Annotated in this window: 20 protein-coding genes; 11 read left to right on the plus strand and 9 right to left on the minus strand. The window is 59.6% G+C overall.

Annotation, left to right across the window (positions count from 1 at the left end; translation table 11 throughout):
- Positions 1–41: 41 nt before the first annotated feature.
- Positions 42–2,249: a penicillin acylase family protein gene (locus LOC68_RS14690; protein ID WP_230220087.1), complete on the minus strand. Its 2,208-nt coding sequence runs from the start codon at positions 2,247–2,249 to the stop codon at positions 42–44.
- Positions 2,250–2,429: 180 nt separating this feature from the next.
- Between LOC68_RS14690 and LOC68_RS14695 the strand changes: the two genes are divergently transcribed.
- Genes LOC68_RS14695 through LOC68_RS14705 form a run of 3 tightly spaced genes read left to right on the plus strand, consistent with a single transcriptional unit; the run spans position 2,430 to position 5,544 of the window.
- Positions 2,430–3,362 carry a carbohydrate ABC transporter permease gene (locus LOC68_RS14695; protein ID WP_230220089.1) on the plus strand — a complete coding sequence of 311 codons (933 nt, stop codon included), beginning with the start codon at positions 2,430–2,432 and terminating at the stop codon, positions 3,360–3,362.
- 2 nt (positions 3,363–3,364) lie between these two features.
- On the plus strand, positions 3,365–4,723 hold the full coding sequence (locus LOC68_RS14700; RefSeq protein WP_230220091.1) for an ABC transporter substrate-binding protein: 1,359 nt from the start codon (positions 3,365–3,367) through the stop codon (positions 4,721–4,723).
- On the plus strand, positions 4,720–5,544 hold the full coding sequence (locus LOC68_RS14705; protein WP_230220093.1) for a carbohydrate ABC transporter permease: 825 nt from the start codon (positions 4,720–4,722) through the stop codon (positions 5,542–5,544). The genes LOC68_RS14700 and LOC68_RS14705 overlap by 4 nt, the downstream gene beginning before the upstream one ends.
- A 136-nt stretch (positions 5,545–5,680) precedes the next feature.
- On the opposite strand, the gene LOC68_RS14710 is transcribed toward LOC68_RS14705, so the two are convergent.
- Positions 5,681–6,811: a glycoside hydrolase family 16 protein gene (locus tag LOC68_RS14710; RefSeq protein ID WP_230220095.1), complete on the minus strand. Its 1,131-nt coding sequence runs from the start codon at positions 6,809–6,811 to the stop codon at positions 5,681–5,683.
- Between the two features lie 116 nt (positions 6,812–6,927).
- Here LOC68_RS14710 and LOC68_RS14715 point away from each other — a divergent pair, with 116 nt between their 5' ends.
- The 4 genes from LOC68_RS14715 (at position 6,928) to eat (ending at position 10,722) form a co-directional block, all read left to right on the plus strand.
- Entirely contained in the window at positions 6,928–7,146 is a 219-nt protein-coding gene (locus tag LOC68_RS14715) for a hypothetical protein (RefSeq protein ID WP_230220097.1), read from the plus strand.
- 126 nt (positions 7,147–7,272) lie between these two features.
- Positions 7,273–8,643 (plus strand): ethanolamine ammonia-lyase subunit EutB, encoded by a 1,371-nt coding sequence (locus tag LOC68_RS14720; RefSeq protein ID WP_230220099.1) that lies wholly within the window; start codon positions 7,273–7,275, stop codon positions 8,641–8,643.
- Positions 8,640–9,392, plus strand: coding sequence for an ethanolamine ammonia-lyase subunit EutC (gene eutC, locus LOC68_RS14725; protein WP_230220101.1), 753 nt, complete (start codon positions 8,640–8,642; stop codon positions 9,390–9,392). The genes LOC68_RS14720 and eutC overlap by 4 nt, the downstream gene beginning before the upstream one ends.
- Entirely contained in the window at positions 9,376–10,722 is a 1,347-nt protein-coding gene (eat, locus tag LOC68_RS14730) for an ethanolamine permease (RefSeq protein WP_230220103.1), read from the plus strand. The genes eutC and eat overlap by 17 nt, the downstream gene beginning before the upstream one ends.
- Before the next feature lie 13 nt (positions 10,723–10,735).
- Here the strand turns inward: eat and ppk2 are convergent, their stop codons facing one another.
- From ppk2 to pdxA, 4 genes are all read right to left on the minus strand, one after another.
- Positions 10,736–11,593 (minus strand): polyphosphate kinase 2, encoded by an 858-nt coding sequence (gene ppk2, locus LOC68_RS14735; RefSeq protein WP_230220105.1) that lies wholly within the window; start codon positions 11,591–11,593, stop codon positions 10,736–10,738.
- A 287-nt stretch (positions 11,594–11,880) separates the two neighbouring features.
- Complete coding sequence (locus LOC68_RS14740; protein WP_230220107.1) at positions 11,881–12,861, minus strand: NAD(P)/FAD-dependent oxidoreductase; 981 nt, start codon at positions 12,859–12,861, stop codon at positions 11,881–11,883.
- 18 nt (positions 12,862–12,879) lie between these two features.
- Complete coding sequence (locus LOC68_RS14745; protein WP_230220109.1) at positions 12,880–14,094, minus strand: PQQ-dependent sugar dehydrogenase; 1,215 nt, start codon at positions 14,092–14,094, stop codon at positions 12,880–12,882.
- 92 nt (positions 14,095–14,186) lie between these two features.
- The gene (gene pdxA, locus LOC68_RS14750; RefSeq protein WP_230220111.1) at positions 14,187–15,221 is read right to left on the minus strand and encodes a 4-hydroxythreonine-4-phosphate dehydrogenase PdxA; all 1,035 of its coding nucleotides are present in this window, start codon (positions 15,219–15,221) and stop codon (positions 14,187–14,189) included.
- A gap of 143 nt (positions 15,222–15,364) precedes the next feature.
- On the opposite strand from pdxA, the gene LOC68_RS14755 reads away from it, so the two are divergent.
- A complete protein-coding gene (locus LOC68_RS14755) occupies positions 15,365–16,156 on the plus strand; it encodes a PhzF family phenazine biosynthesis protein (RefSeq protein WP_230220113.1) in 792 nt (263 codons plus the stop codon).
- Positions 16,157–16,159: 3 nt separating this feature from the next.
- Here the strand turns inward: LOC68_RS14755 and LOC68_RS14760 are convergent, their stop codons facing one another.
- The gene (locus tag LOC68_RS14760; protein WP_230220115.1) at positions 16,160–17,827 is read right to left on the minus strand and encodes a sulfatase-like hydrolase/transferase; all 1,668 of its coding nucleotides are present in this window, start codon (positions 17,825–17,827) and stop codon (positions 16,160–16,162) included.
- A gap of 117 nt (positions 17,828–17,944) precedes the next feature.
- The gene (locus LOC68_RS14765) at positions 17,945–19,567 is read right to left on the minus strand and encodes a phytoene desaturase family protein (RefSeq protein ID WP_230220117.1); all 1,623 of its coding nucleotides are present in this window, start codon (positions 19,565–19,567) and stop codon (positions 17,945–17,947) included.
- 204 nt (positions 19,568–19,771) lie between these two features.
- On the opposite strand from LOC68_RS14765, the gene LOC68_RS14770 reads away from it, so the two are divergent.
- A complete protein-coding gene (locus LOC68_RS14770; RefSeq protein ID WP_230220119.1) occupies positions 19,772–20,929 on the plus strand; it encodes a hypothetical protein in 1,158 nt (385 codons plus the stop codon).
- Between the two features lie 3 nt (positions 20,930–20,932).
- Here LOC68_RS14770 and LOC68_RS14775 read toward each other — a convergent pair whose 3' ends face one another.
- Positions 20,933–22,627, minus strand: a complete 1,695-nt coding sequence (locus LOC68_RS14775; RefSeq protein WP_230220122.1) for an adenylate/guanylate cyclase domain-containing protein — start codon at positions 22,625–22,627, stop codon at positions 20,933–20,935.
- A gap of 327 nt (positions 22,628–22,954) precedes the next feature.
- Here LOC68_RS14775 and LOC68_RS14780 point away from each other — a divergent pair, with 327 nt between their 5' ends.
- Positions 22,955–26,230 carry a PAS domain S-box protein gene (locus LOC68_RS14780; protein WP_230220124.1) on the plus strand — a complete coding sequence of 1,092 codons (3,276 nt, stop codon included), beginning with the start codon at positions 22,955–22,957 and terminating at the stop codon, positions 26,228–26,230.
- Between the two features lie 7 nt (positions 26,231–26,237).
- Entirely contained in the window at positions 26,238–26,678 is a 441-nt protein-coding gene (locus tag LOC68_RS14785; RefSeq protein ID WP_230220126.1) for a response regulator, read from the plus strand.

Here is a 26,678-nt window from a genome sequence, read left to right on the forward strand (position 1 = left end):
GCCTGACGATTGCGGTTGGATGACCAATTCAAGCGTGACCACTACGCGGAAGGTAGCTCTTCGTTGATCAACTGTTTGTACTGCCCTTCAAACCACCGCGCGACGTCGCTTTTGTAGAACGTCGAAAAACGACTTTCGCTCGGGCCGCCGGGCAAGTTGGACCAAGCCTCGCTGGTCGCCATATCGGCGACGAAGTGATAACTCGGCGCGAAGGTCGACGACCGTTTCGCCGTTTGCAGGACGTGCCCCTGGAAGATCGTCGCGAAGTTCCCCGGCATCGGGTAGGGCCGACTTTCAAAACCAAGCAGTCGCCCGACGCTGATGCCGCCGAAGAAGCGATCGGTGAAATGGAAGTTGTTCACTTCGGACCACGGCTTCTCCACTTCCAGCTTCAGCTTCTCCGCCGCTGCGCGGATCAGCTCTCCTTTGTCTCGTCCCTTCCACCAGAGCGACTCCTCCTTTTTCAAGATCCGATCGACCGCGGCGATCACCATGCTCGAAAAGCCGACCCGCGATGCGACGTACAACACGCGGCGACGTCCGAGTCCTTCGGCCTGGCCGAAGATTTCTAGCAGGGTGTTGCGATAGAGCCGCTGGAACAGGACCGCCTCGTGGCTGTCGGGCGAATAGTCGAGGCTCCAATTCTCCAGCCGCCGAACGATCGACTTGTCGGCGACGTGCGGCAGCAAATAAGGCAGCAAGTCCCGCGCTTGCAGACTGACCAGGTCGTACTGCAGCGCCTGCATCTCTTCGACCGTCACTTCGTCGGCGTAGGACAACTGCTCGACGATGCGGCGTTTGCGATAGTCGGGGAGCGTTTGACTGGTGACCCGCACGCCGTCCACTTCCGGCTGCTCTTCGTTGGCCGTCGCAACGAAGCCGCACTCTGGATTGTAGATGCTCGGCAGGTACTCGGCGGATAGGAAGCCGTTCCAATGATTCGCTTCGTCCCACGCGGCGAGCGGCGCTAGTCCTGTCGCGCCGCTACGACGTACCGGAAAGCGGCCGTTCCCTTGCATGCCGATGTTACCTTCGGCGTCGGCAAAAACCCAGCAGAGCGTCGGCTGCGGACATTGCTCGGCCACTTCCATCGCCGACACGACGTCAGACGACGCGATCACGTCGAGCCACGAACCAATCGCAGTGCCGCTGCCGGGCGTCGTGCCGCTCCACGCGAGCGAGAACTGATAGCCCGGCGTCAGCGGATCGGCGTCAAGCGTTCCTTGCGGATTCTCAAGCACGATCATCGTTTCGGCGTCGGCCCCTTTGCGGCCGAGAATTTCCTCGCGAACTTCAAAGTCCATCCAGGTATGCGCGCCGCGGCGATATTGCCACTGACCCGTCGGCGACACGCGACAATCTTCGATGAAGATGTCGATCGTATCCCCTTTCATGTAGGTGACGCCCCAGGCGAGGTTCGACGTGCGGCCGACGGCGACCAGCGGACAGCCAGGGAGCGTCGCCCCCATCACGTAGTCGTCTCCCCAGTTCAGAACCGCTTCGTACCAGATCGCCGGCAAGCGATTGATTTCGAGATGGGGATCGGAGCAGAGAAGCGCTCCGCCCGAGGCGGTTCGCGACGGCGCGACTGCCCACGCGTTGCTGCCGGCCAAACGCGGCAAGTCGGCGAGCACTTCCAGCGCCTCGTCCGACATCCGCGGCAGCGAAGGAACATGCCGGATCAAATCAAAGTCGACATGCTCCAGCCGGCCTTCAAACATTTCGCGGAGCGCCGCTTCGCTGGCGCCGGACTGGATCAATTCGACGACGATCCGTTCGTTCTCGAGCTGACTGACGGCGAGCCCGCCGAAGCTGAGAAGATTGCCGATCAGCAGCACGCTGACCGGGTCCCACGGCTCCGACGCAAAGCCGGTCGCCCACATCGGCCACGATTGCCCGACCGCCATGGCGCCGTCGTTGACCCCGGCGGCGTAGTGAACGATTTGCTCGTGGATGTGAGGCTGCAGCAGCGTCACTTCGCGGTGATGATTGCGATGCAAACCGATCCGGCGAAAAAATCGGTCGGTTTCGCGCAATTCTTCCTTGTCGGCGATCAATTCCGACGCCCGACCGGCCGAAACCGCTCGCGCAAACATGATTTGCGTGATGCGGTCGGTCGCATGCATATAGCCGAGGCCATAGAGCGCATCGTCGCGAGATTCGGCGAAAACATGAGGAACGCCAGCTTCATCGCGAGCAATCCGTAACTTTCGCTGGCAGTTCGGCGTCGAAAGGGGAGTTAATGTCATCGCTGGCGCGGCTATGTCGGGAGTGATCGGGTGGTATTCGTATTATCGACCGCCGGACATGTCCCAGTTGACCGCCAGCGGCGTTACAATCGTGACGCCAGTCTCTCCCCCTACCGAGAAACTGATTCAACCCCTGTTTTTATTACCCGCTTGTTCCTCGTTAGCCAACCGTGAGGCGGCGTGAGTTCGACGCGAAATCGTATTGCAGGCTACGCATTCGCCAGCCCCTGGCTGGTTGGGTTGGTGCTGTTATACCTGTTTCCGTTCGCGGCGTCTTTGTATTGGAGCTTTTGTCGCTACGACCTGATCAATCCGCCCCAGTGGATTGGGGGAGAAAACTACGCCCGAATCGCGGAGGAAATCGCCACCGGAACCGGCTTCGGCCAGGCTCTCTGGAATACCGCGTATTACGCCGCCGTTAGCGTCCCCCTCTCGATACTGCTCGGAATCACGCTGGCGGTGCCGCTATCGCTGCCGGTCCGCGGACAAGCGATTTTTCGGACCCTCTTTTTTCTCCCGTCGGTGATCCCAGTCGTCGCGGCCAGCATTTTGTGGATGTGGCTGCTTGATCCGACCGACGGGATCGTCAACTACGGGCTCTCCAGCGTCGGCCTCGGCCAACCGAAGTGGCTCGAATCGCCGGGGAACGTCTTCGCCGCGTTTTGGCAAACCGGCAGCTTCGCCCCTGGTTCGAAAGACGCGCTCGTCTTGATGAGCCTGTGGGGGGTCGGCAACTTTATGGTGATCTACCTGGCGGCGCTCGGCGACGTGCCGAAGTCGCTCTACGAAGCGGCGCAGCTCGACGGCGCTGGTCCCTTGCGCCGCTTCGTGCATATCACGCTCCCGATGCTCACCCCGATTATCTTTTTCAATTTGGTGATGGGGCTGATTCAATCGGTGCAGGCCTTCACGCAGATCTACATCGTCAGCGAGGGACGGGGCTCGCCGGCCGGATCGACGATGATGATCAGCTTGCAGCTTTTCCTGAGCGCGTTTCAGCATCTTGATATGGGATACGCGTCGGCGATCGCGTGGCTGTTGTTCGTTCTCTTGCTCGCGGCGACGTTGTTGCTCTTCCGCACATCGCATCGCTGGGTCTACTACGGAGGATGACGATGAGCCGCAGCACTTTGCAAATCGCCGCGATCGTTCTGTTACTGGGCGTCGTCGCCTACGCGGCATCGCTCGGCGACAACCAAGAAGCATCAACGCCGCAGGGTCGGAGCGAAGTCCTCTTCTGGCATTTCTGGGGAGGCGCCGATCGGGCGACGGTCGAAGAGATCGTCCGCCGCTTTAACGAGTCGCAGGACGAACACTACGTTCGCGCAATTGCGATGCCGGGGAACAACCTTGACCTGAAGTTTTTTCTCGCCGTCGCCGGGGGCGATCCGCCCGACCTGCTGAATATTGACGATCCAGTCATCGCCGACTGGGGTGCACGCGGCGCAATCCTGCCGCTCGACGCCTTCGCGCCCGCAGAGGAAGTGCGACAAGCGGAGAAGTGGCTCTTTCCCGCCGCACGGCGTCTGGCGACTTACGATGGTCGCTTGTATGCGTTACCCAATGGTCTCGATATACGAGCGCTCTACTATCATCAGACGCTGCTCGATCAGTACGGGCTGAAACCGCCGGAGACGTTGGCCGATCTCGACCAGATCGAAACGACAATCGCGCCGCCGGGACAAAAGTCGTACCAGCGGCATGGCTATCTGCCTGACTCGCGACGCTTGTGGCCGTGGGGATATGTCTTCGGCGGACAGTTTTACAACAAGGAAACGCACCAGGTGACGGCCGATGACCCGCAGATCGTCGCTTCCCTTGAGTGGATGGTTGGATTCCGCCAGCGTTATGGCCCGGCCGAGATTGCCGCGTTTCGTTCCGGCGATCAATCGCTCCCCGGCAAAGCCTTTCCGCTGCTGGCTGGTCGCTATGCGGTGATGATGGATGGCCAGTGGCGCGTCCGCGACATCCGCGCGTTTCAAGCGGCGCAAAGAGAACGAGGCGAGCCGATCACGCAGTTCGGCGTTTGCCCGTTGCCGCCTCCGCCGGGAGGAAAAACGCGAGCCGGCTGGGTGAACGGCAACAACTTTGTCGTCCCCCGCGGCGCGAAGAACGCAGCCGGAGCGTGGGCCTTTATGAAGTTCTGGAGCGGCCTGGGACACGAAACGGAAGCGGCCCAGACCTGCGTTGCCGGCGGCTGGATTCCAGTCTCGGGGCAGGTCGTGCAACAGCCGCAGTTCCAAGCTTTCCTGAAAGAAGAGCCGATGTTCGCTCAGTTCGTCGACTTGGCCGGCAGCGAAAACCAATACCCAATTCCCGTCGTTCCGGCCGGCGCCTTTTTCGATAGCGAGATCAAGAACGTCGCCGAGCGAGCGATGCTACGAACCGAAGAGCCCGACTGCGCGGCGATGCTCAAAGAAGCGACGCGCGTGATTCAACGCCAGATTGACGCCGCGCGGGAGTCGGTCGAATGAAGTTGAACCTGTTCGAAAAAGTGCTGGCCTATTTGGCTCTGCTGTTCGCGGCGATCCTGCTCGCTGGCCCGCTGTTGATCATGGCCTTCTCGTCGCTGAAAACGCCGGCCGAGATTCAAACCGATCCGCACGCAATTCTGCCGCAGTCATGGCGGTGGAAAAACTACCAAGACGCGGTCAGCGCGATGCCGTTCTTCCTGTACCTGCGAAACACGCTGTTGATCTGCATCGGCTCGGTGATCGGCACAGTGATTTCGTGCTCGATGACGGCGTACGCGTTTTCAAAACTGAATTGGCCGGGGCGAAATCTATTGTTCGGCGTGCTGATCGGCACAATGCTCCTGCCGTGGCATGTGACGATGATTCCCCGATTCTTGTTGCTGCGGGAAGTCGGACTTTACAACACGCTCGGCGCGCTGATCATTCCCACATTCCTGGGAGATGCGTTTTCGATCTTTTTGCTACGGCAGTTCTTTCGCACCATTCCGGAAGAACTGAGCGAAGCGGCTCGCATCGACGGGCTGAGCGAATGGGGGATCTTCTGGCGAATCGTGTTGCCGCTGTCGAAACCGGCGATCGCGACCGTCGCGCTGTTCCAGTTTATCGCCGCATGGAACGACTTCAGCGGCCCGTTGTTGCTCTTGAGCGACAAGCGGAACTTCCCGCTGGCGTACGGGCTAGAGCAGTTCGTCAGCTCGTATAGCGATCAAACCCACTTGCTGTTGGCGGCGGCGACTTTGTTCACGCTACCGATTGTGGTTCTGTTCTTCCTGACGCAGCGAACCTTCTTGAAAGGGATCGCAACGACAGGACTGAAGTAGCCAGAATCCTTGGTGCCATGCTCTTGCGGCGATAGCCGGATGAGCATGTCTTCAATGCGTGTCACCAGGGCAAAGACATGCTCATCCGGCGAAGACGCCGCAAGAGCATGGCACCATTAGAAACGGGGACTACGAGCTACTTTATCTCGCGTCCCTGCTCGTCCATATTGTTCTTCAGATCATCCACGATCACCCCACGAACGTCGCCGGGGTCGTCGTACTGCCAGACTTTGACCGACGCGAACTTGATCGACGCCGTTTTCCACGGCGCGGGGCCGGCCCAATCGGGGAGCCAAATCCCTAGGTTCAACTGCGCCGCCATCGCCGGAACGAAGCGATGATTCTCGGCAATCTTTTTGCCGTCGAGATAGTGAACCGCGTAATCGCCGGTATAGACGGCGTAGCGATCGGGACCGAGACGCTTGAGCGGATTGCCGAGATAGTCGTCAAACGGAATCGACTTCTCCTGGATCCAGTAATAGCCATCCTGCTCGGCGACCATCGCATCGGTGACGCTCGGGAGTTCCTTCAGTTTCGTGCGCCACTCGGTGACATACGTGTGGTAGTCGCCGTCGATCACGTGCGAAACGTCCCACAACAGCGGCTCATGCCGACTCTGACAAAACGTGTTGTACATCGCCTTGGAGAAGTCGCCCCCTTTGCCGAACTCAGGGAAGTCGAGCTCCGACCAATATTCGTTCGCGCCCAGGCCGTACGCTTTCATGTGCGGGTTATACATCGGCTTGTCGGCCACGAACTGCTCGACCGGCTTGTCGCTGACGTGAACCCAGCGATAGCCGTAGGTCCACATCGCCGGAATCGCGCCGCTTGGCTCGCGCGGATTCTCGGGACCGCCGTCATACGGTTTCGCCTCGCCCACCTTAGCGACGATTTCAATCCGTCCCGAGGCGAAAAACGGCTTCGAGACGATCACGCCGCCAACGCGATCTTTCCGTCCCCACATCCCGACGACGTCGCCGTCGTACTGATCGCCATGGCCAGTGCAGACCAGGACGTTTTTCGTTTCGCCATGAACGTCGTCCGGCGCCACCGACACGTTCTCCGGCACGACCCCATGATTGCCGCCGCCCCATTTCTTTCGCAGCACATACCACTTTTGCGGGTCGATCTGCCCCGACGACCAGTCTTCCGTAAAGACGAGTCGAGCCTCTTTCGGCGGGGCCGGTACGCTCTCGGGCAAGTCGGCGGCCAGCGACCAGGTCGCAGCGCAGCAAGAGAATACGAGAACCGGCAACAGACGGCGCATGACGAGGACTTTCGCACAGAGAAGGAAGCGATGAGCGGCTTACCTTGCTATGATAGTCCGCAGGGGACAGGTTACTCCCAAACTAGAAAAACTTCCTGCGGCCGGGCGCATCGACGATGAAAGAAGACTTCAGCGGCTTTTGCAACGCCGGACCCGAGAACGCCCAACGAGCGATCGAAGAAGCGCATCAGGCGGTGCTCGAAGAGCTGCAAATCGCGCTGGAAGAAGCGACCGACGACGCCGAACGGGCCGACATCGAACAGGCGATCGCCGATGCGGTGGCCGAGAAGGAACGAGTCTTGAAGCAGTTGCTGGGACCGAAGAACTGCACGTAACGCAGCCGGTGAGACTGCGAAAACCGGCAAATTAATTTTGAAAACTTTGTCACTTGTTTCGCAAGTTCGCTTTCGATCAACTGGAATCGATCCGCGAATGCTTGAGCCTCTTCTCTTCGCCAGAACATGAAATACCAGCATCGAATCGGCGCGACGACTTATTCGTTCCCCGATCTCAAATGCGTGCTCGCCAAAGCGACGCCAGAACGTTCCGGCGACAAGCTGGCCGGTCTGGCGGCCGAGAACAACAAAGAGCGGCTCGCCGCGCGACATGTGCTGGCCGATACGCCGCTGTCGCAGTTTCTCGATGAGCTCATCATTCCCTACGAGCTCGATGCGGTTACACGGCTGGCGGTCGATCAGCTTGACGAAGCGGCGCTGGCCGAGGTTCGTTCTCTGACGGTCGGCGAGTTTCGCGATTGGCTTCTCGCCGCCGAGACCGATGGCGCGACGATCTTGCGCGTCAGTCCAGGCCTGTTGCCGGAAATGGTCGCGGCGGTCAGTAAGTTAATGTCGAACCAGGATCTGATCCTGGCCGCGTCGAAGATCCGCGTCGTCTCGCAGTTTCGCAACACGCTTGGCCTGAAGGGACATTTCTCGACCCGCTTGCAGCCCAATCATCCGACCGACGATCCGAAGGGGATATTGGCCAGCACCATCGACGGGCTGCTCTACGGCGTCGGCGATGCGGTGATTGGGATCAACCCCGCTTCGGACGATCCCCGCGCCACGCGAACGCTGCTGGAGATGCTCGATGAACTGCGTACGCGTTTCAACATTCCCACGCAGACCTGCGTCCTTGCCCACGTCACCACGACGATCGACCTGATGGAAGCTGGCGCCCCAGTCGATCTGATCTTTCAGTCGATCGGCGGCACTGAAGCGACGAACGACAGCTTTGGCGTTACTTTGGAGTTGCTCGATCAGGCGTATCAAGCGGGTCTGCAACTTGACCGCGGAACGGTTGGTCGCAACTGCATGTACTTTGAGACAGGGCAGGGGAGTTCCCACTCGGCTAACGCCCATCATGGCGTCGATCAACAAACCTGCGAAGTGCGGGCCTATGCCGTCGCCCGTAAGTATCGCCCGCTACTGGTCAACTCGGTCGTCGGTTTCATCGGTCCCGAGTATCTGTACGACGGCAAGCAGATCTTGCGCGCCGGCCTGGAAGACCACTTCTGCGGCAAGTTGATGGGGCTTCCGATGGGGTGCGACGTCTGCTACACGAATCACGCCCAGGTCGATCAAGACGACATGGACAATCTCCTCTCGTTGCTGGCGCTGGCCGGTTGCAACTTTGTGATGGGAGTCCCCGGCGCCGACGACGTGATGCTTCATTACCAAAGCACCTCGTACCACGACCAACTCTATCTGCGGCAGTTGCTGGGGCTGAAACATGCCCCGGAATTTGAACAGTGGCTGCAAGGGATGAACGTCATCGATGATCAGGGACAGATCCTGGAAGAGACGCCGCGTCACCGGTTGATGTACCTATGAACCAGGACGACATTTGGGAAAAGTATCGCCAGTTCACCCATGCCCGCATCGGCTTGGGGCGAACCGGCAGCAGCATGACGACGCGTCAGATGCTCGCGTTTCGGACCGATCATGCGCTCGCCAGCGACGCCGTTTGGGCCGACCTGAATACCGACGCCGTCCAGGCAGAACTGCAGAACCTGGGGCTCGATTCGATCTTGCTCAACAGTCAGGCCCGCGACCGACAGCAGTATGTCCAGCGACCTGACCTGGGACGCATTTTGAGCGAATCGTCGCAAGCGACGCTTCAGTCGCTGCCGCGGGAAGAGTACGAGGTCAGCATCACGCTGGCCGATGGGCTGTCGGCGATCGCGATCGAGCGAAACGCCGCGCCGCTGCTTGCTCATTTGATGCCGCTTTTGAGGCCGTATCGCGTCGCGCCGATCACCATCGTCCGACAAGGCCGAGTCGCCATCAGCGACCCGATCGGCGATCTGCTCGGCAGCCAGTTGTCGGTGATCTTGATCGGCGAACGCCCCGGGCTCACCTCTCCCTACAGCATGGGCGCCTACCTCACCTACGCCCCCTGCAGCGGCAATACCGACGAACGCCGCAACTGTATTTCCAACATTCGGAGCGAAGGGCTGCCGCATGAACTCGCGGCGCAGAAGCTCTGCTTTTTGATCGGCGAGTCGCTGCGCAAAAAGCTCTCCGGCGTAAAGCTTAAAGACCTCTTTCACGACGATCGGCTCAATGACGCAGCCCAATAACGAACTGAAAAAGACGCTCGGCCCGTTCATGCTGTGGGGGCTCGGCGTCGGCTACGTGATCTCCGGGATGTACTTCGGCTGGAACCTTGGTCTCGCCGAAGGGGGAACGCTCGGCATGGCCGTAGCGACCTTGTTCATCATCGTGATGTACGTGACGTTTACCTTCAGCTACACCGAAATGGCCTGTGCGATTCCGAAGGCTGGGGGAGCGTTCGACTACGCTCGACTCGGCTTGGGAAAGCGGTGGGGCTATTTGGCCGGGATCGCGCAAAGCATCGAGTTCATCTTCGCCCCGCCGGCGATCGCCTTTGCGATCGGCGCCTATCTCAACGCCTTTCTGCCGCAATTGAGCGTCACCGCGATCGCGATTATCGCCTACCTGATCTTCACCGGACTCAACATCGTCGGCGTCCGCTCGGCCGCTTACTTTGAGCTATTCGTTACGATTCTCGCGGTGCTCGAACTGCTGCTGTTCGCCGGCGTCAGCTACACGGCGTTTCGGTTCGAGAACTTGACGATCAACGCCCTGCCTCATGGCTGGGGAGGCGCGTTCGCGGCAATTCCCTTTGCGATCTGGTTCTTTCTGGCGATCGAAGGAGTCGCTAACGTCGCCGAAGAGGCGAAGAATCCGCAGCGGAACGTGCTGATTGGTTTTGGCTCGGCGATCGCGACCCTTGTCGTTCTCTGCATCCTGGTCTTTACCTCGGCGGTCGGCGTCGCTGGGTGGGAAGCGATCGTCTTCCCCGAACCAGGAGCGGCGCCCTCCGATTCGCCGCTGCCGCTCGCGTTGGCCAAGATCGTCGGTGAGGGAAGCGCTCTCTATCACCTCCTGATCACGATCGGACTGTTCGGCCTGATCGCGTCATTTCACGGCATCATTCTCGCGGCCGGACGATCGACGCTCGAACTGGGGCGCGAACGTTACGTCGCTCCGATCGTCGGCGTCGTTCACCCGCGAACGAAGACGCCGGTCAACGCGCTGATCGCCAACATGCTGCTCGGCATTATCGCCCTACTGACCGGCAAGACCGCCGAGATCATTACGCTGGCCTGCTTCGGCGCGCTGACGCTCTACATCGTCTCGATGATCGCCTTCTTCGCACTGCGGAAGAACCACGCCGATCTGGAGCGTCCGTTCAAGACGCCCCTCTATCCCTTCTTCCCGGCGATCGCGCTAATCATCGCGGCGGCGGCGCTCGTCGCACTCAGCGTCTACAACTTCTACCTGATGCTGATCTACGTCGGCATCGTCGGGATCGGCTACGTCGCTTTTCTTTGGCATCAAGCGGCCGCGGCGAGCGAAACGGAGCTGGCCGCGGAGAGCGAATAGTCGCCGCGCGGTTTTAGTACGGCTGCGGAATAAACCGGCGTTCGCCCCGCAGGCTGTTCTCGTACGGGTGCTCCTCGTCCCGCTTCGGCAGCTTCACCTTCTTGCGGGGAATGTCTTGATAATTCCCCAAACTGAGCAGGTGCGAGATGCAGTTGAGATGGGCTCGACGTTTGTCGTCCGACGGGACGACGTACCACGGCGCTTCCGGAATATCGGTCGCCGCCATCATTGCGTCGCGAGCCTTTGAGTATTCGTACCAGCGCTTGCGGGCCTCGATATCCATCGGGCTGAATTTCCAGCGTTTGTCAGGCTGGTCAAGTCGCTTCTGGAAACGGCGTCCTTGTTCGGCGTAGCTGACGTTGAACCAATACTTGATCAAGTTAACGCCGCTGCGGATCAACATCCGTTCGAACTCCGGCGCGCTGCGGAGGAACTCTTGGTATTGATCGCCGGTGCAAAAGCCCATCACCCGTTCGACCCCGGCGCGGTTGTACCAACTGCGATCCATCAGCACGATTTCCCCGGCCGACGGCAAGTGGGCGACGTACCGCTGAAAGTACCACTGCGTCAGCTCGACGTCAGACGGTTTGCTGAGAGCGACGACGCGACAACCGCGCGGATTGAGCCGCTCCGAGATCCGCTTGATCGTGCTCCCCTTCCCGGCGCCATCGCGCCCTTCGAACAACACGACCAGACGAGTCCCTTTTTGCTTGACCCACTCTTGCGCTTTGACCAACTCGATCTGAAGTTTTTCGAGCTCCTTCTCGTAATCCTTCTTCTTCATCCGATCGTGAGGATCAAGTTCGACGTCCAAGTCGTCTTCGTGTTTTTTGCCATGATCCGATTTCGACTTGGAAGAGCGTTTGTTCATCGTGGGGACTCTCAAAGCAGCGGGGCGGAGGGCGCCGTACGACTGGCCGGCGTCTTTCTTAGAAATGGTAGCATACGCATAGGGGGATTGTCGTGCGAATCGTGCCGGTCGTAACGACGATGACCGTGGGCGTGTCGCCAGCCGCTCCGCTGACTGATGCGCTCTTCGCGCCGCCGACGCAATCGCAGACGAGTAGGAAGTTCCACCAGGCGAAAAACGATCATTCTCCACGAATCGTTCATTCCATTCCTTTCTTCGGAGGAAACGTTCTCTTAACTAGCGCCCGCTCACTCCCATTGGACGACCGTTTCGGCCAACGCGAGCCCGCTTAAAAAGGCGCCTTCCACTTTGGCTTGTTGACACCAATCGCCGCCGATCGCCAGATGCATCTCGGCGTCCGACAAACAACCGACCGACAGCGGCTCCGGCGGAATCGAATACCGCCAACGATGGGCCGTTTGGTAGGCGACGCCAGGGAGCGACACGCCGGTCGCTGCGGCGAGCGCGGCCAACATCTGCGGCGCGACCACGTCAGGCGATTCTTCCACGTGCCGAGCGCTCCACGCTTGCGTCGCGTGCAGCACCCAACATTCCTGCTCGGCGCTTCGCCCTGGCTTGCTGCTGTCCCGCGCAATCCAGGAAAGGGGCGAATCATGGACGAACGCGCCATCCAGCTCCAGCGGCAACCGCTGCGTAAACTGGACAAGGGTCGCCCAGCAAGGGTTCAGCGTCACTTGCTCGACTTGCGCCGCATAGGTCGGCGCAACGTCGCGCAGCAGCTCCGCCGCTTGCGCCGTCGGCAACGTGCAGACGAGCCCGTCGAACGGGCCGAACGTTTCGCCGCGCTCGCTGGTCAGCGACCAGCCGGCGTCGGTACGCGCAACCGTTTGAATGCGCTGCGAGAGATGAACGGTCTGGCCTTCGGCTAAATACTTGGCGGGAGCGTTCATTGCCGGAACGCCGACATAGCGATCGGGACTGCCGGCAGGCTCCGAGATTTCGCCGCACTGGAGAACGCCGATCGGGCCGGTCCAAGCGGCCGCGACGCCGGCGGCGATCCACGCATTCACTTCTGCCTGAAAGCGGGGATCGCGAGCGGTGAAATACTGCGCGCCGTGATCAAAGCGGAGATCCGGATCGACGCGGCGAGTCGACATGCGGCCCGCGACGCCGCGGGCCTTGTCGAACAATCGGACATCATGTTGAGAAGAGAGCTCGCGAGCGCAAATGAGGCCCGACAATCCAGCGCCGATGATTGCGACTTTCAAGCTCTGTTCCCCTTCTGGCTACTTCTTCGACTTGAATCGATAGAGGGTGCCGAACTCGCCGAAGATGGCGCTGACGATCACATCGCCCGATTCATCTTGGCCGAACGTCACGACCGGCGGGTTCGACGAATTGGCGATGCGATAGTTGCCCTTCACCTTCTTCGCTTCCAAGTCATAGTCCAGCGCCCAAACTTTACCGGTCACGTAGTCGGCGTACAAGTATTTTCCGACCAATTCCGGCACGGCCGTTCCGCGATAAACGACGCCGCCGGTGATCGACTTCCCTACATTGTGGTCGTATTCCCAGATCGGATCCATCATTTTGTCATTCGCATCAACGCCGCTGTTCTTGAACTGGTGGAAGCCTTCGCGCTTGTTCCAGCCGTAGTTGCCCCCTTTGACGATCAGGTCGATCTCTTCCCAGATGTCCTGACCAACTTCGCCGCACCACAGGACGCCGGTCTTGTGATCGAAGCTGAACCGCCAGACGTTACGCAGACCATAGGCGTAGATCTCTGGGCAAGCGTCCTTCACGCCGACGAACGGGTTGTCGGCCGGGATCGCGTAGTTCTTGCCGTCGGCCTGGTGATCGACGTCGATGCGCAAAATCGAACCGAGCAGCGTCGAGAGGTTCTGGCCGTTTCCGTTCGGATCGCCGCCGCTGCCGCCGTCCCCCAGACCGATGTAGAGATAACCGTCGGGGCCGAACTCGATCGTGCCGCCGTTATGATTCCAGAACGGCTGCTTGATCGTCATGATCACTTTTTCGGAAGCGGGATCGGCCTTGTTCGGATCGTCCTTCGAAACCGAGAACTCCGAAATCACCGACAGCTGCGGTTCTTTTTCGGTGGTGTAGTAAGCGTAGAACTTGCCGTTCGACTTGTAGTCCGGGTGAAACGCGAAGCCCAGGAAGCCTTCTTCGTTCTGACGCGGATTGAAGTGAACGTTCTTTTCGATGTCGAGGAAGACTTCGGTCGTTTCCCCTTCCGCTTCATCCTTCGGCATGATGTGAATCACCCCTTGCTGTTCGGCGATGAACAAGCGGCCGCTGCCGTCGCCGGCGTTGGTGATGATCAAGGGACGACGGATGCGCAGGTTCTTGAACGTGCGGACCATCTCAACCGTGTCGAGCGGCGTTTCGGAGAAAGCGACCGGCGCGGTATCTTCGGCCCGCAGCACGGCGGCGAACATTGCCAACAAGACAAACAGCGAAAAAGTTCGGCGAAGCGGCATGGATGCGACTCGTGGGTTGGAAGGGGGGAATCGGATACGGGGATATTCTAGCCTCCGCAACCGCCCCTTTCTATGAGCCGCCCCACACGAAATCAGGCCAATCCGCCCGATTCGGGGGCGACCGCCGCAGTCGGCTCGGTCGCTAGTCGCGAAGCGAGACGAACCGCTTCGATCAGGCTCGAAACGCCCGCTTTGCCTTGCCACGCGATATCAAAGGCGGTCCCGTGATCGACCGAAGTCCGGATAATCGGCAGTCCCAGCGTGATGTTTACCGCGACGTCGAACGCGAGCGCCTTCAGCGGAATATGCCCCTGATCGTGATACATGCAGATCACGCAATCGGTCGTCGCGCGGCGCTCGCGCAAGAAGACCGTATCCGGCGGCAACGGCCCACTGATTTCAATGCCAAACGCTTGCGCATCGGCCACCGCCGGCGCGATGATCCGCTCTTCTTCCGAATTGCCGAACAGGCCATGTTCGCCGGCATGCGGATTCAATCCGCAGATCAGCATCTTCGGCGCACGTCCTCGAATGCGGCGCATCGCCTCATGACAAAGCTCGATCACTTCAACGATCCGCTCACGGCTTAATAGTCCCGGCACTTCGCCATAGCCGACGTGCGTCGTCACAAAGCCGCACGTGATCTCTTCCGACGTCAGCATCATGCAGATCCGCGCCGAGTCGGTCTCGTCCGCGAAGATCTCGGTATGCCCCGGATAGTTCACCCCGGCGGCGTGCAACGCTTCTTTGTTGATCGGGCCGGTGCTGATCGCGTCGACTTGCCCCGCTTCGGCGGCGCGAATCGCAGCCAGGATGTATTCGTAACACGCGCGTCCGCACTCAGCCGCAATCTTGCCCGGCAAAATCGCCGCCGCGTCGATCGCGTGCAAGTCATAGATCGCCGGCGTCGTCAGCGAGCGGAGCGCATCGGCGCCATCCGCCACGTCGACGATCGTTTCGCACATCGGCAGGTCGAGCAGCTCCGCAACGCGGCGCAATAGCTGGGCGTCGCCAAAGACGATCGGCGTGCAATACTCGGCAACTTCAGCGTTGGCCAACAAGCGTAGGGCGATCTCCGGACCAACTCCGGCCGGATCCCCCATCGTGACGGCAATTCTCGGTTTCATGGCGCTCATGGCTAGGTAAGAAAGACAGCGGCTTCTCTTTATTAGAATCAGATCGCCGCTCGACCGCTAGGAAGGCGAACCTGCCAACCGGCTCGCTTGTCGAGGGAAGAGTGGAACCCGCACCCAATCCCAGAGAGTCTGTTATGCCCTTTCCGCTCTATCAGATCGACGCATTTACATCCCAGCCCCTCTCCGGGAATCCGGCCGCCGTCTGTTGGCTGCAGCAATCCTGCGAAGATAGCTGGCTGCAACGGGTCGCGGCGGAAATGAATCTCTCCGAAACGGCTTTTCTCTGGCAAGAGAAAAGCCGTTTTCGTTTGCGCTGGTTCACGCCGACGGTCGAAGTCGATCTATGCGGACACGCCACCTTGGCGGCGGCTCACTTTCTGTGGGAAACCGGCAGAGCGTCACCGACTGCGACGATCGAGTTCAACACGCGCAGCGGAGTTCTAACGGCGGCTAGAATTGACGAGCGAATCGAACTCGATTTTCCAATCGATGAGATTGAAGTCTGCCCTCCGCCAACCGGACTGATCGCGGCGCTCGGATGTAAAGCGATTGCGACGGGCCGCAATCGCCGCGACGTGCTGATTGAAGTCGCTTCGGAAGAAGAACTGCGAAGCGTGACGCCCGACTTTCGCCGGTTGGCCGAGATCCGCGCACGCGGCGTGATCGTCACTTGTCGCGGTGATGGAGAGCGATACGAATTTCTCTCTCGCTTTTTCGCGCCGGCCTGCGGTATCGACGAAGATCCGGTCACCGGGTCAGCCCACTGCGCGCTGGTCACATACTGGGCGCCGAAGTGGAAAAAAGAAACGCTGCGAGCGTTTCAATGCTCGCAGCGCGGCGGAGAGTTGGAGGTGACGCTCGATGGTGATCGCGCCAAACTGCGCGGCGCGGCGGTCACGGTCTTACGCGGCGAACTCGACGCGTGAGATTTATTCGAAAGAGAAGTCGTATCGATTGGCGGCTTTGGCGTTTCTCACCGTCAGTCCCGTCGTACGGAAATCGCCAAATTTATCGGGGATCTTCACGCCGCGGACGGTTACTTTAAATTCACCCTCAGGAAAGCTTTCGCCCGGTTCCATTTTCATGACGTATTTCCCCTCTTCGTCCGTCACTCCGCTCGCTTTCGCTTTACCGCCGCGGCCATACATCGTCACCTTCGCGCCGGCGACCGGCTGACCACGATAGACGACGACTCCGCTCATGCTCCAAGCTTTTGCGTTCTTCGCGACCGGCGTTTTCTCACTATCCGCATCTTTGGCGTTGGTCGTCGGCAGCCATTTCGCCAGCCGTTTTTTCACCGCGTCGTTTTCCGGCAAGTCGGCGACGTTGGTCCATTCCTGCGGATCTTCCTGATGGTCGTACAGTTCTTCGCTCCCGTCGGCGTAGCGAATGTAGCGCCAGCGCTCATCCCGAACTGCATGGTTGTTGCGACCATGCGTGGTAACGGCTGGTCGATCCCACGCGGCGGTCGGATCCTTTAAGAGCGGCGCCAGGCTCTTTCCTGCGACTTCCTTCGGCGGAGTGAGTCCGCACAAGTCGGCCAGCGTCGGATAGAGATCGAGCAGCGTCACCGTTCGCTCGCAGCGCTGCTCCGGCGTGGTAACGCCCGGGGCGACGATCAGCAGCGGCACTCGATCCGCTTCTTCCCACAAGGCGAACTTTCGCCAGTGGAGTTTCTCTCCCAAGTGCCAACCATGGTCGCCCCACAGAACGATGATCGTATTGTCGGCGTAAGGGCTCGCTTCCAGAGCGGCGATCAATCGGCCGATCTGAGCGTCGGCGAATTCGATGCTCGCCAGATAACCTTGCACCGCTTTGGCGTAGTTGTCGGTTTCAATCACCTTCTTGTGATCGCCGCTTGGCTTGGCGATCTTCACGCCGGCCTCCGGCACATCGGCCAGGTCATCTTCTTTGATTTGCGGCAGTTGAATTTGATCGAGCGGGAAGTGATCGAAGTATTCCTGCGGCACATACCAGGGAAGGTGAGGGCGATAGATGCCGCATGCCAGGAAGAGCGGCTTGTCATGCTTCTTCTGCAACTGCTCGATCGCGAAGTCGACCATCTGGTAGTCGCTCATCTCGGCGTCTTTGGCGTCGATCGGTCCCCAATCGAAATGGGACGTGTTCGGAATCCCGTTAACCGGCGTCTGCTTTGGCTTCGGATCGCCTGTCTGCTTCAGGTACTCGTCGAAACCTTTCTCTTCGCGATACGAACCGTGGAAGAGCTTGCCGCAACCGATCACCTCGTAGCCGTTCTGTTGATAGAACTGCGGCAGCGTGATCGCATCCGGCATCGCCGGGCGCCACGGTTGGTCGTTGTGATAGACGCCGGAGGTGAACGGTGCGATCCCGGTCAGCAGCGAAGCGCGCGAAGGATTGCAAGCCGGCGCCGAGCAATAGGCTCGCTCAAACAACATCCCCTTCGCCGCCAGACGATCGACGTTCGGCGACTTCGTCTGCGGATGCCCACCAAGGCAATGCACCCAGTCGTTCAAGTCATCGACGGCGATGAACAAGACGTTCGGCTTGTCGGCGGCGTGGGCCAGCGACGCAAGCAGCGGAAAAAGTGCGACAGCGCAGGCGATCAGGCGAAGCATGGGGGGAAGCTCCAGACGCAGAATGAGCGGGTGGTTTGCGCAAGGATGCGCCGGGAGCCTGCATTATTGTCGAAAACTTCCGCCGTTTCAGCCGAATCGGCGGAAATTCAAGTTCGCTTAGTAATCCCGCAGCATTTCGGTCGCGGCATTCTTGCCGGCCGCCCCCATCACCCCGCCGCCTGGATGGCTGGCGGCGCCGCACAAATAAAGCCCGGCGATCGGCGTCCGATGATCGGCCCAGCCCGGGACCGGTCGCGTCACAAAGAGCTGATTGAAGTTCATCGCTCCCTGCATGATATTGCCGCCGGTGATGCCGTAGGTCCGCTCCAGGTCGAGCGGCGACAGAACCTGGCGATGCAAAATGGAGCCCGGCACGTTCGGCGCATATTCGGCAAAAACTTCAATGCAGCGATCGGCGAACGATTCCTTGATATCGTCCCACGATCCTTCCTTCAATTTGTACGGAGCGTACTGCACGAACATCGAGAGGATATGCTTTCCTTCCGGCGCGATCGTATCGTCGACCGAGGTCGGCATCGTCATTTCCAAGATCGGACTGGCGCTCGGTCGGCCATACTTGGCGTCATCGTAGGCCCGTTCAATGTAGTCGATGTCCGGCGAAACGTGCATCGTTCCATGATGCTGCGGGCAAACGCCGGTCGAGGGGAGGGCGGTGAAGTTCGGCGGTTCCGACAGCGCGAGATTCACCTTCGCCGAAGCGGACGCATAGTCGATGTTTTTCACCGCCGCCAGGAACTCCGGCGGAAGTTGATCGGGATCGAGAAACTCTTCAAACGTCCAGTGAGCGTCGACGCTCGAACCGACGCATTCCGCTTCGATCGTGTCGCCGCTGACCAACTGCACGCCGCGGACTTTCCCCTTGTCGACCAGGATCCGTGAGACCGGCGCTTCGCGGCGAATATCAACGCGATACTGACGACACGCGTTTTCGAGCGCCGTAGCCAGGCCTCCCATCCCGCCGCGAACATAACCCCAAACGCCTCGTTTGCCGCCGGCTTCTCCCATCACGTGGTGCATCAACACATACGCGGTTCCCGGCGCCGAGATCGACGCGAAGGCGCCAATGATCGCGTCGGTGGCGAGCGTCGCGCGAAGCGGTTCGCTTTCAAACCAGCGTTCGACGATCGGACGGGCAGCGCCAGTCAGCAATTCCAGGGCGGCGGGGAGATCGGTCCCCAGTTTCCCCAGTTCGCTATACATGTCCCACAGCCGGCCTGCATCGCGCAGTCGCTTCGTGACGCCGATCTTGCGCCAGCTCTTCGGCATCGGTAGCGGATCGGGGGCGGTCCGGGAAAGGAGGGGCTCGATCACCTTGGCGACGTTTTCGAGCAGCTGGTTGTATTTCGGATAGTTCTCCGCGTCGCGCTGGCTGAATTTGGCGATTTCCTTTTGGGTCGCCAGTTCGTCGGGCCCCATCAGTAGGGAACGGCCATCGAGCGTCGGCGTGAACGAGGAGGGATTACGCGGCAAAATCGCCAGGCCGTGCGACTTCAGCTGCAAGTCGCGAATGATCTCCGGCAGAAACAGGCTGATGACGTACGCCGCGGTCGAGACCTTAAAACCGGGCCATAGCTCTTCGGTGGTGCTGCATCCGCCCAGAACGTGACGACGCTCCAGCACGCAGACTTTCTTCCCCGCCTTGGCGAGGTAAGCGGCCGTGACCAGCCCATTGTGTCCGCCGCCGATAATGACGCAGTCGTAAAATTGTCCGCCAGCCATCGCCGCTCCGCCGAGAGGAGAAATGTTATCCTAACTTCAACGGCTAGCATCGCCCCGACGCCGCCTCAAAGTCGAGCGCAGTTTTTCTGGCCGTCAGAATCGGCACGATCCGACCAGGCCGCTTTCTTCACTCGCGCGGCTCGGCTTGTTACGATAGATCGTTCCTCTTTGTTCCCGCATGCTCAGCCTTCAGGAGACTCGCCGTTGTCCGCCAGCCCCTATGACGAAATTCGGAGCGCCCTCGACGAAAAAGGCGCCGAGGCGGCCCTCGAACGTCTTTCGGACCAGTTGCGACTCGAAAAGAAGCATTACGAGCTGTTCGAATCGCTCAAGATGCTCGCGCGACTGCGGCTCGGCTTGCCGCTCCTCTACAACGACATCGGCGACGAACTGACCGAAGAGAAGCGGAACCAGCTGGAAGACGCGCTGATTGAAGTTTGCCGCGAAGTCGGCACGCTCCTCTTGGACGAAGGGCGGATTCGCGAAGGTTGGTACTACTTGCGTCCGGTCGGCGACAAAGAGCCGGTCCTGCGGGCAATTCAAGAAGCCGACCTGCAGGAAGAAGATACGCTCGACGACGTGATCGAAGTGGCCCTGCACGAAGGAGTCGATCCGGAACTCGGTTTCGGTTTGCTGCTGGAACATCACGGCACCTGCAATGCGATCACCACCTACGAACAACAGTTCTCGGGGCTTCCCCCTGCCAAGCAAAAGCCGCTGGCGGCGAAGTTGCTAAAACATCTGCACGAGGAACTAACGGCGACAGTCAAAGCCGACATCTCGCACCAGGAAGGAAGCGATCCGACCGAACCGACGCTGGCCGAGATCATTGAACCGCGCGAATACTTGTTCAACACCGGCGGTTATCACGTCGATGCGAGTCACCTGGCGGCGACGGTCCGTTTCGCGCGGGTGCTGGACGATCCGGAACTGATCCGACTGGCGCTCGACTTGACCGCTTATGGGCGGCGTCTCGATCCGCAGTTGCAGTACGAGCAGCCGGTACCGTTTACCGACACCTATCCCCACAATGCCCTCTTCTTCCAAGCGCTGTTGGGAGAAAACTACGAAGCGGCGATGAAGCACTTTCGCGAGAAAGCGGAAGCGAGCGACATTCGCCGCGAAGGTTCGTTGGCGATCGAGACCTACATCTCGCTGTTGGCCCGCACCGGCAAAGCGAGCGAAGCGCTCGACGTCGCGCTCCGGATGATTCCGGAAGGGGTCCACACGATGGGAATCGCTCCGACGCTGGTCGAGCTCTCGAACGCCTCGGGCGACTACGAAAAGCTGGCCGCCTTTTGCCAAAAGCGAAACGACATGCTCGGCTTCATCACGAGCTTGCTCCAGTCGAAAGCTCGCTAGTCGCTACTTGCGCTCGATCGGCAGGGCGCCGTTCCAGCCTTCCGTTGGAACAGGGCCCACCTCGGCGATGTACGCTTCGATTAATTTGCGCAAGGGATGCCCTGCGCCAGTTCGGCGGAACGCTTCGAGCGACGCAGACCAGTCGCCGCGATCGAACGCTTCGAGCGCTGGCTCCAGTTCCGAAAACTTCGCCGGCGTGTCGGAAGAAGAGAGAGCGTAGACCGCCGTCGCCTCTTCCATTCCGGCTGGCTGCACTTTCAGCAACCGCTCGAATCGCAGATCTTCGCAGCCGGCCGCTTTAGCGGTCGCTTCGTCGACCAGCGCCGGCGAGGCGAACTGCTTCGTGAGACTTTCCAATCGTGCGGCCAGATTGACCGGCGGACCGAGCGTCGTCACCTTCACTTGATCCTGACTGCCGATCTTGCCGGCGACGGCGCCTCCTGACGCAATCCCGACTCCCACGCGGTACCGACCATCTCGATCGGCCGCTTCCAAAATTTGCATCGCCGCCCGACAAGCGGCTGACGCGTCATCCTCTTTGGCGACGGGCCAGCCCCAAAAGCCCATCACCGCGTCTCCATGAAAGTCGCCGATGACCCCTCCATGCCCGAGGATGGCGGCGGTCATCATCCCAATCGCGTCGCTCACTTCGGCCAGCAGTTGCAGCAAACGATCGCGCTGCAGTTCGGCACGGCGGCTGAAACCGCGGAGATCGCAGAATAGCACCGTTACGTCAGCGATACGCGGCTTGAGCAGATCTTCCCAGTCATCTTGTTGGATCAGCTGCTGCAAGCTGGGGGAGAAGAACTGGGAGAAGGAGGCTTGACGCTTTTGCAACTCGCGAGCGTTCAGCAAATTGCCATAGGTCGCGGCGGCCAGCAACGTAAATTTCAGGTCGTCTTGTAACGTCGCCACTTCGGTCGCCTGTCCGATCAATCGTGGGCTGACCCCCGAGACGTAAAGGACCGCCGGCAACGAACCGATCGGCACGCCAAGCGCCCACTCCGCATGTGGATCGACCGTAATGCCGGAAGAAGGCTGATCGTCCCCTTTCTCCCAGACGTGAATCGTACATTCGCGACTCTTGAGCGTCTGAAAGATCAGCTTCGCGCTCGGCGTCATCGGAACCGACTCGTCGCGTAAATGAATCGCCGACGTGACGATCGGGTCCCCACGCTTTTCGAAGATCGCGGCGCCCTTGGCGTGCGGAATTCCCTTGAGGACGACTTCCAGCGTGCGAGCCGCCAACTGTTCGTCGCTGACCGCTCCGGCGACTTCGCTCGCCAGTTTCGAAATCGCGTCGATGCGTTCTCCCGCAACGCGGAAGGGTGCGGCCTGTAAACGAGCCGGGGCCAGAGTGACTTCGGCCTGGGGGCTGGGGGACTCGATCGTCGCGTCAATTTCGTGCGGAACGACGTGAAACTCGGTTCGACCGATCACGAAATACTGCCCAGGCGTGGCGGTCAGAGATTCAGTCGCACGCCCCTGAAAGAAAATCGGGTTGGCGGCGGCGGCCAGGCGACGCACCTTCAGCGCTTTGCCGTCCCAAGTCGCCTCCGCATGTTGCCCGGAAATTTTGACGTCCCACGGCGCCGCGAATGGTTCCGTTTTGCGGCCAATCAGAAACGGTCGGCCAATTTCCAAGGGACGGCGCGCGCGGCGATTCGATTGCGTATCGCGGACGAACAAATCAAACATGCCAGTTCCAGTCGCCAGACAGAGGTGAAGGATCGACTGCGACTAAGGATACCAGAATTGCCGAGCGGAAGTCATTTCGGCTTCGCTAGCAGATGATTCGCCGCGGATGCGCCCAGCCGGAATTGCACCAGAACGATTACGCCGCCTCTGCCGGTTTCGGAACGCGTCTCAGTTCCCATGAAGAGAATTGCCGCAAAGGGACGACGGTACGACTACGCAATTGTCCTCCAGGCGACTCGGATTTTGACGGTCGATCTCATTTCGTCAATAATCCGGGCAACCTGTATTCCGTCCCCTGCGCCTCTACTGTCCATCGCCCTCGCAAGCATGTTACGCAAATACCTTCTGCTGGGGATCGTTCCTGCACTTGCCGCCGTCGGCCTGGCGATGGTGCTCAATTACGTCATGACCCGGACGCTGGTGTTGGAGGAAATCGAGCAAGTCCAGCAAACCGAACTCCAGTTGCAGATCGAACGGATCGAAACGTTTTTCACGCGACTGGTCGTACGTTTGGAAACGCTGGCCTCATCGCCGGAACTACGTGGGGGAAATCTGGAAGAGATCATGCCCTACCTGACGGAGGAGCGTCATGCGCTAGGGGATAGTGTTGAAGCGATGTTTTTCAACAACGCCGCTGGCGACGTTTACGGAACGGATGGCACCGAGTTCAACGTTCGCGATCGCGATTACTTCGCGCGCATCTCCGCTGGCGAAACGGTAATCTCCCGGCTCTTAAAAAGTCGTGGTTCGGGGGAAGACATCGTCCTGGTCTTGGTCCCCACGTACGACTCCAGCGGAATGCGAAACGGGGCCGTCGGTTTGACGATCCTGGAAAAGCACCTCGTCAATTACATCAACAACGCCCAAGTCTCGCACGAAGCCAAGCTGTTTTTGGTCGACGATCAAGGGCGGTTGATCGTTGGCGATCAGAAAGCCAACCTCGCCGCGTCGACGATTAAGGGGGGGGAGCGGAGCTCAATCACTGACGACAAAGGGGGAGGGCAAACGGTAGTGATCGGCGAAGTGCCGAACACCGGTTGGTCGCTCGCGCTGATCTATCCCGACGAAACGACCTTCCTGCCGATCTTTCGCCGCCTGCGCTGGGCGCAGTTAGGCGGCGCCATCGTCGGCCTGGCGGTTGCGATCGGATTGGGGATGCTGTTCACGAATGCGGCGATGGCGCCGATCAAAAAAATCTCGGACGCCCACTCGCGCTACGCCAAGGGAGACAAGAGCGTCCGTTTGCCAGTCGACGAACTGAACGAGTTCGCCCCGCTGGCGCAGTCGTTCAACTTTCTCGCAAGTCGCATCTCGGCGGTCGAAAGCGAACGGGAAAAGCATCTGGCCGACGTCGAAGCGAGCGAATCTCGCTTTCGCGCCCTGTTTGACGCCGCCGCGGATGCGATGTTCCTGGTCGATACCGATGCACGGATCATCAACGTCAACGACGAGGCGTGCCGCAGTCTCGGCTATACGCGTGAAGAGTTGCAGCAACTGCACTCTGACGACATCGAAGTGCAGTGGAAGCGAAAAGAGATCGTCGATCTGCACGACTCGCTCGACGATCGCGAGCCGTTATCGCCCCAAATGGGTCGACATCGACGCAAAGATGGGACCGAGTTTCCGGTCGAAGTCCGCATCGGACGCTTCGTCGAAAATGGCCAACCGCTCTTTATCGCGATCGTGCGCAACGTCGAACTCCGCTTGCAGCAGGAAGAGATCATCCGCCGCGAAAAGGCGATGCTCGAACGCGTCATGCAGGCCAGCGTCGCCGCCATCACCATCGTCGATGCGCATGACAAAACGCGCTTCGCCAATAAACGAGCGGTCGAACTGCTCGCCCTGACGCCGACCGAAAATGGCTTCTCCGAACCTGCATGGCTCCGCTTTGACCTGAACGGCAAGCCGCTCGATTCTGAAACCCAAACCGCCTACGCGACCGTCAAACAGACCAACGCCCCAGTGTACGGCGTTCGCTACATCCTGGAACGGGAACCGGGAGATCGCCGTGTTCTCCACATCAACGGCGCCCCGCTGCAAAACGAACAAGGAGAGTTCGACGGCGCGGTACTGGTCATTGACGACGTTACCGACGCCTACCATGCCGAACGCGCCCTGAAGGCGAGCGAAGACCGTTTTCAGTTGGCGGTCCGCGGCGCCCAACAGGGGATCTGGGAATGGGACCTGGTGGAAGATCATATCTACTGGTCCGACCGAATGTTTGAACACTTCGGCCTGTCCCCCTTCGACGGCCCGCCGCCGCGAGAAATCATTAACAATTGGGTCCATCCCGAAGATCGCCAGCGCGTCGACGCGATGTTTGAAAAGTTCATGGCCAACGAAGGGGCGTTCGACGCAGAGTGCCGTTTCCGCAACTCCTCGGGCGAATATCGCTGGTTTCGAATTTCGGCGGATGGCGAGCGCGACGCCCAAGGAAAAGTCGTTCGCCTGGCGGGAGCGCTAACCGACGTTACCGCGCGCAAACAAGCGGAACAGTTCGTGCGCGAAAATGAAGAGCGCTATCGAGGGATCTTTGAAGCGGCGGTAAACGGCTTCTACATCTTTACGCTCGACGGCAAGCTCATCGACGTGAACCCAACCGCATGCCGGATTCAAGGGTTTACGCGGGAAGAAATGCTTGAGATGGGGCCGCACAATTTTATTCACCCGGACAGCCATGCGGCATTTGCGGAATTCCTTCAAGTGGTCGCGGAAGGTAAACATTTCGAAGCGACGGCGCTCGGCATCCGTAAAGGGGGGGGAGTATTTTACTGTGACGTGATCGGCGTCCCGTACTACATCGGCGGTCGGATGTTGGCCCTCGCTTCCGTCCTGGATGTGACCGAAGCCCGACTCGCGGCCAAAGAACGCGAAACCTTGATCGCCAACCTGGAAGCGAAAAACACGGAATTAGAGAGATTTACTTATACGGTTTCCCACGACCTGAAATCTCCGCTGATAACGATCAAAGGATTTCTAGGGGCGCTCGCCCAGGATATTGATCGCAGCGATATGCCAGCGGTCCAGGAAGATATGCAGATCATCAGTGATGCGGCCGAAAAGATGAAGGATCTGCTGGACGACCTCTTGGAATTGTCGCGTATCGGCCGGGTCTGCAATCCCAACGGCTACGTCGACGGCCGACAGCTGGTCGACGCCGTTCTGACCTTTTTGGCGGGGCGGATCGCCGAAAAGCAGGTCCACGTTGCAGTTACGTGCGACGATAGTCAGTTTTACGGAGACCGGGTGCGGCTTCAGGAAGTGCTCCAAAATCTTGCCGAAAATGCGGTAAAATATTCGGATCCAACTGATCCACGCGTAACAATTCAATTATCCTCCGATAAGAAGTACACGACCTGTTGGGTACGAGACAACGGGCCAGGGGTCCCCGAGCACTTCCGGGAGAAGATCTTCGGCCTGTTTGAAAAACTTGATCCGCATTCCGATGGAACGGGCATCGGGCTTGCGATCGCCAAACGAATCATTGAGTTTCACCATGGAGAAATCTGGGTAGAGCCGAATCCGGTCCAAGGCTCTTGCTTTTGCTTCCGCATTCCGCGGGAACCCAGTTCCCCATTGTTATCGACTGCTACGCCAGGTTAAGTAAACGATGCAAGGACGACCTATCAAGGTTCTGTTGGTTGAAGACAACGCAGCGCATGCGAAGCTCGTCATGCGCAGTTTCCGCGAACATGCCGTCGCCAATGAGATCGTCCATGTCGACAACGGCGAGTCGGCCCTGGAATACATGTTTCAGATCGGCCAATATCAAAACGTCGAAACGCTTCCGGATCTCGTGCTGCTTGATCTGCGGCTTCCCAAGTACGACGGTCTCCACGTCTTAAGCGAGATCAAAAAGAACCCTTCGACCGCCAACATTCCGGTCGTGGTGCTTACCACCAGCGACGCCGAAGCGGACGTCAATCAGGCGTACGGCCACCATGTGAACAGCTACCTGGTCAAACCGATTGATTTTATCGAGTTCTCCAAAATGCTTAGTGATCTCGGCTTCTACTGGCTGGTTTGGAACGAGCCGCCCAAACGACGGTAG

The organism is Blastopirellula sediminis, assembly GCF_020966755.1.
Lineage (GTDB): Bacteria > Planctomycetota > Planctomycetia > Pirellulales > Pirellulaceae > Blastopirellula > Blastopirellula sediminis.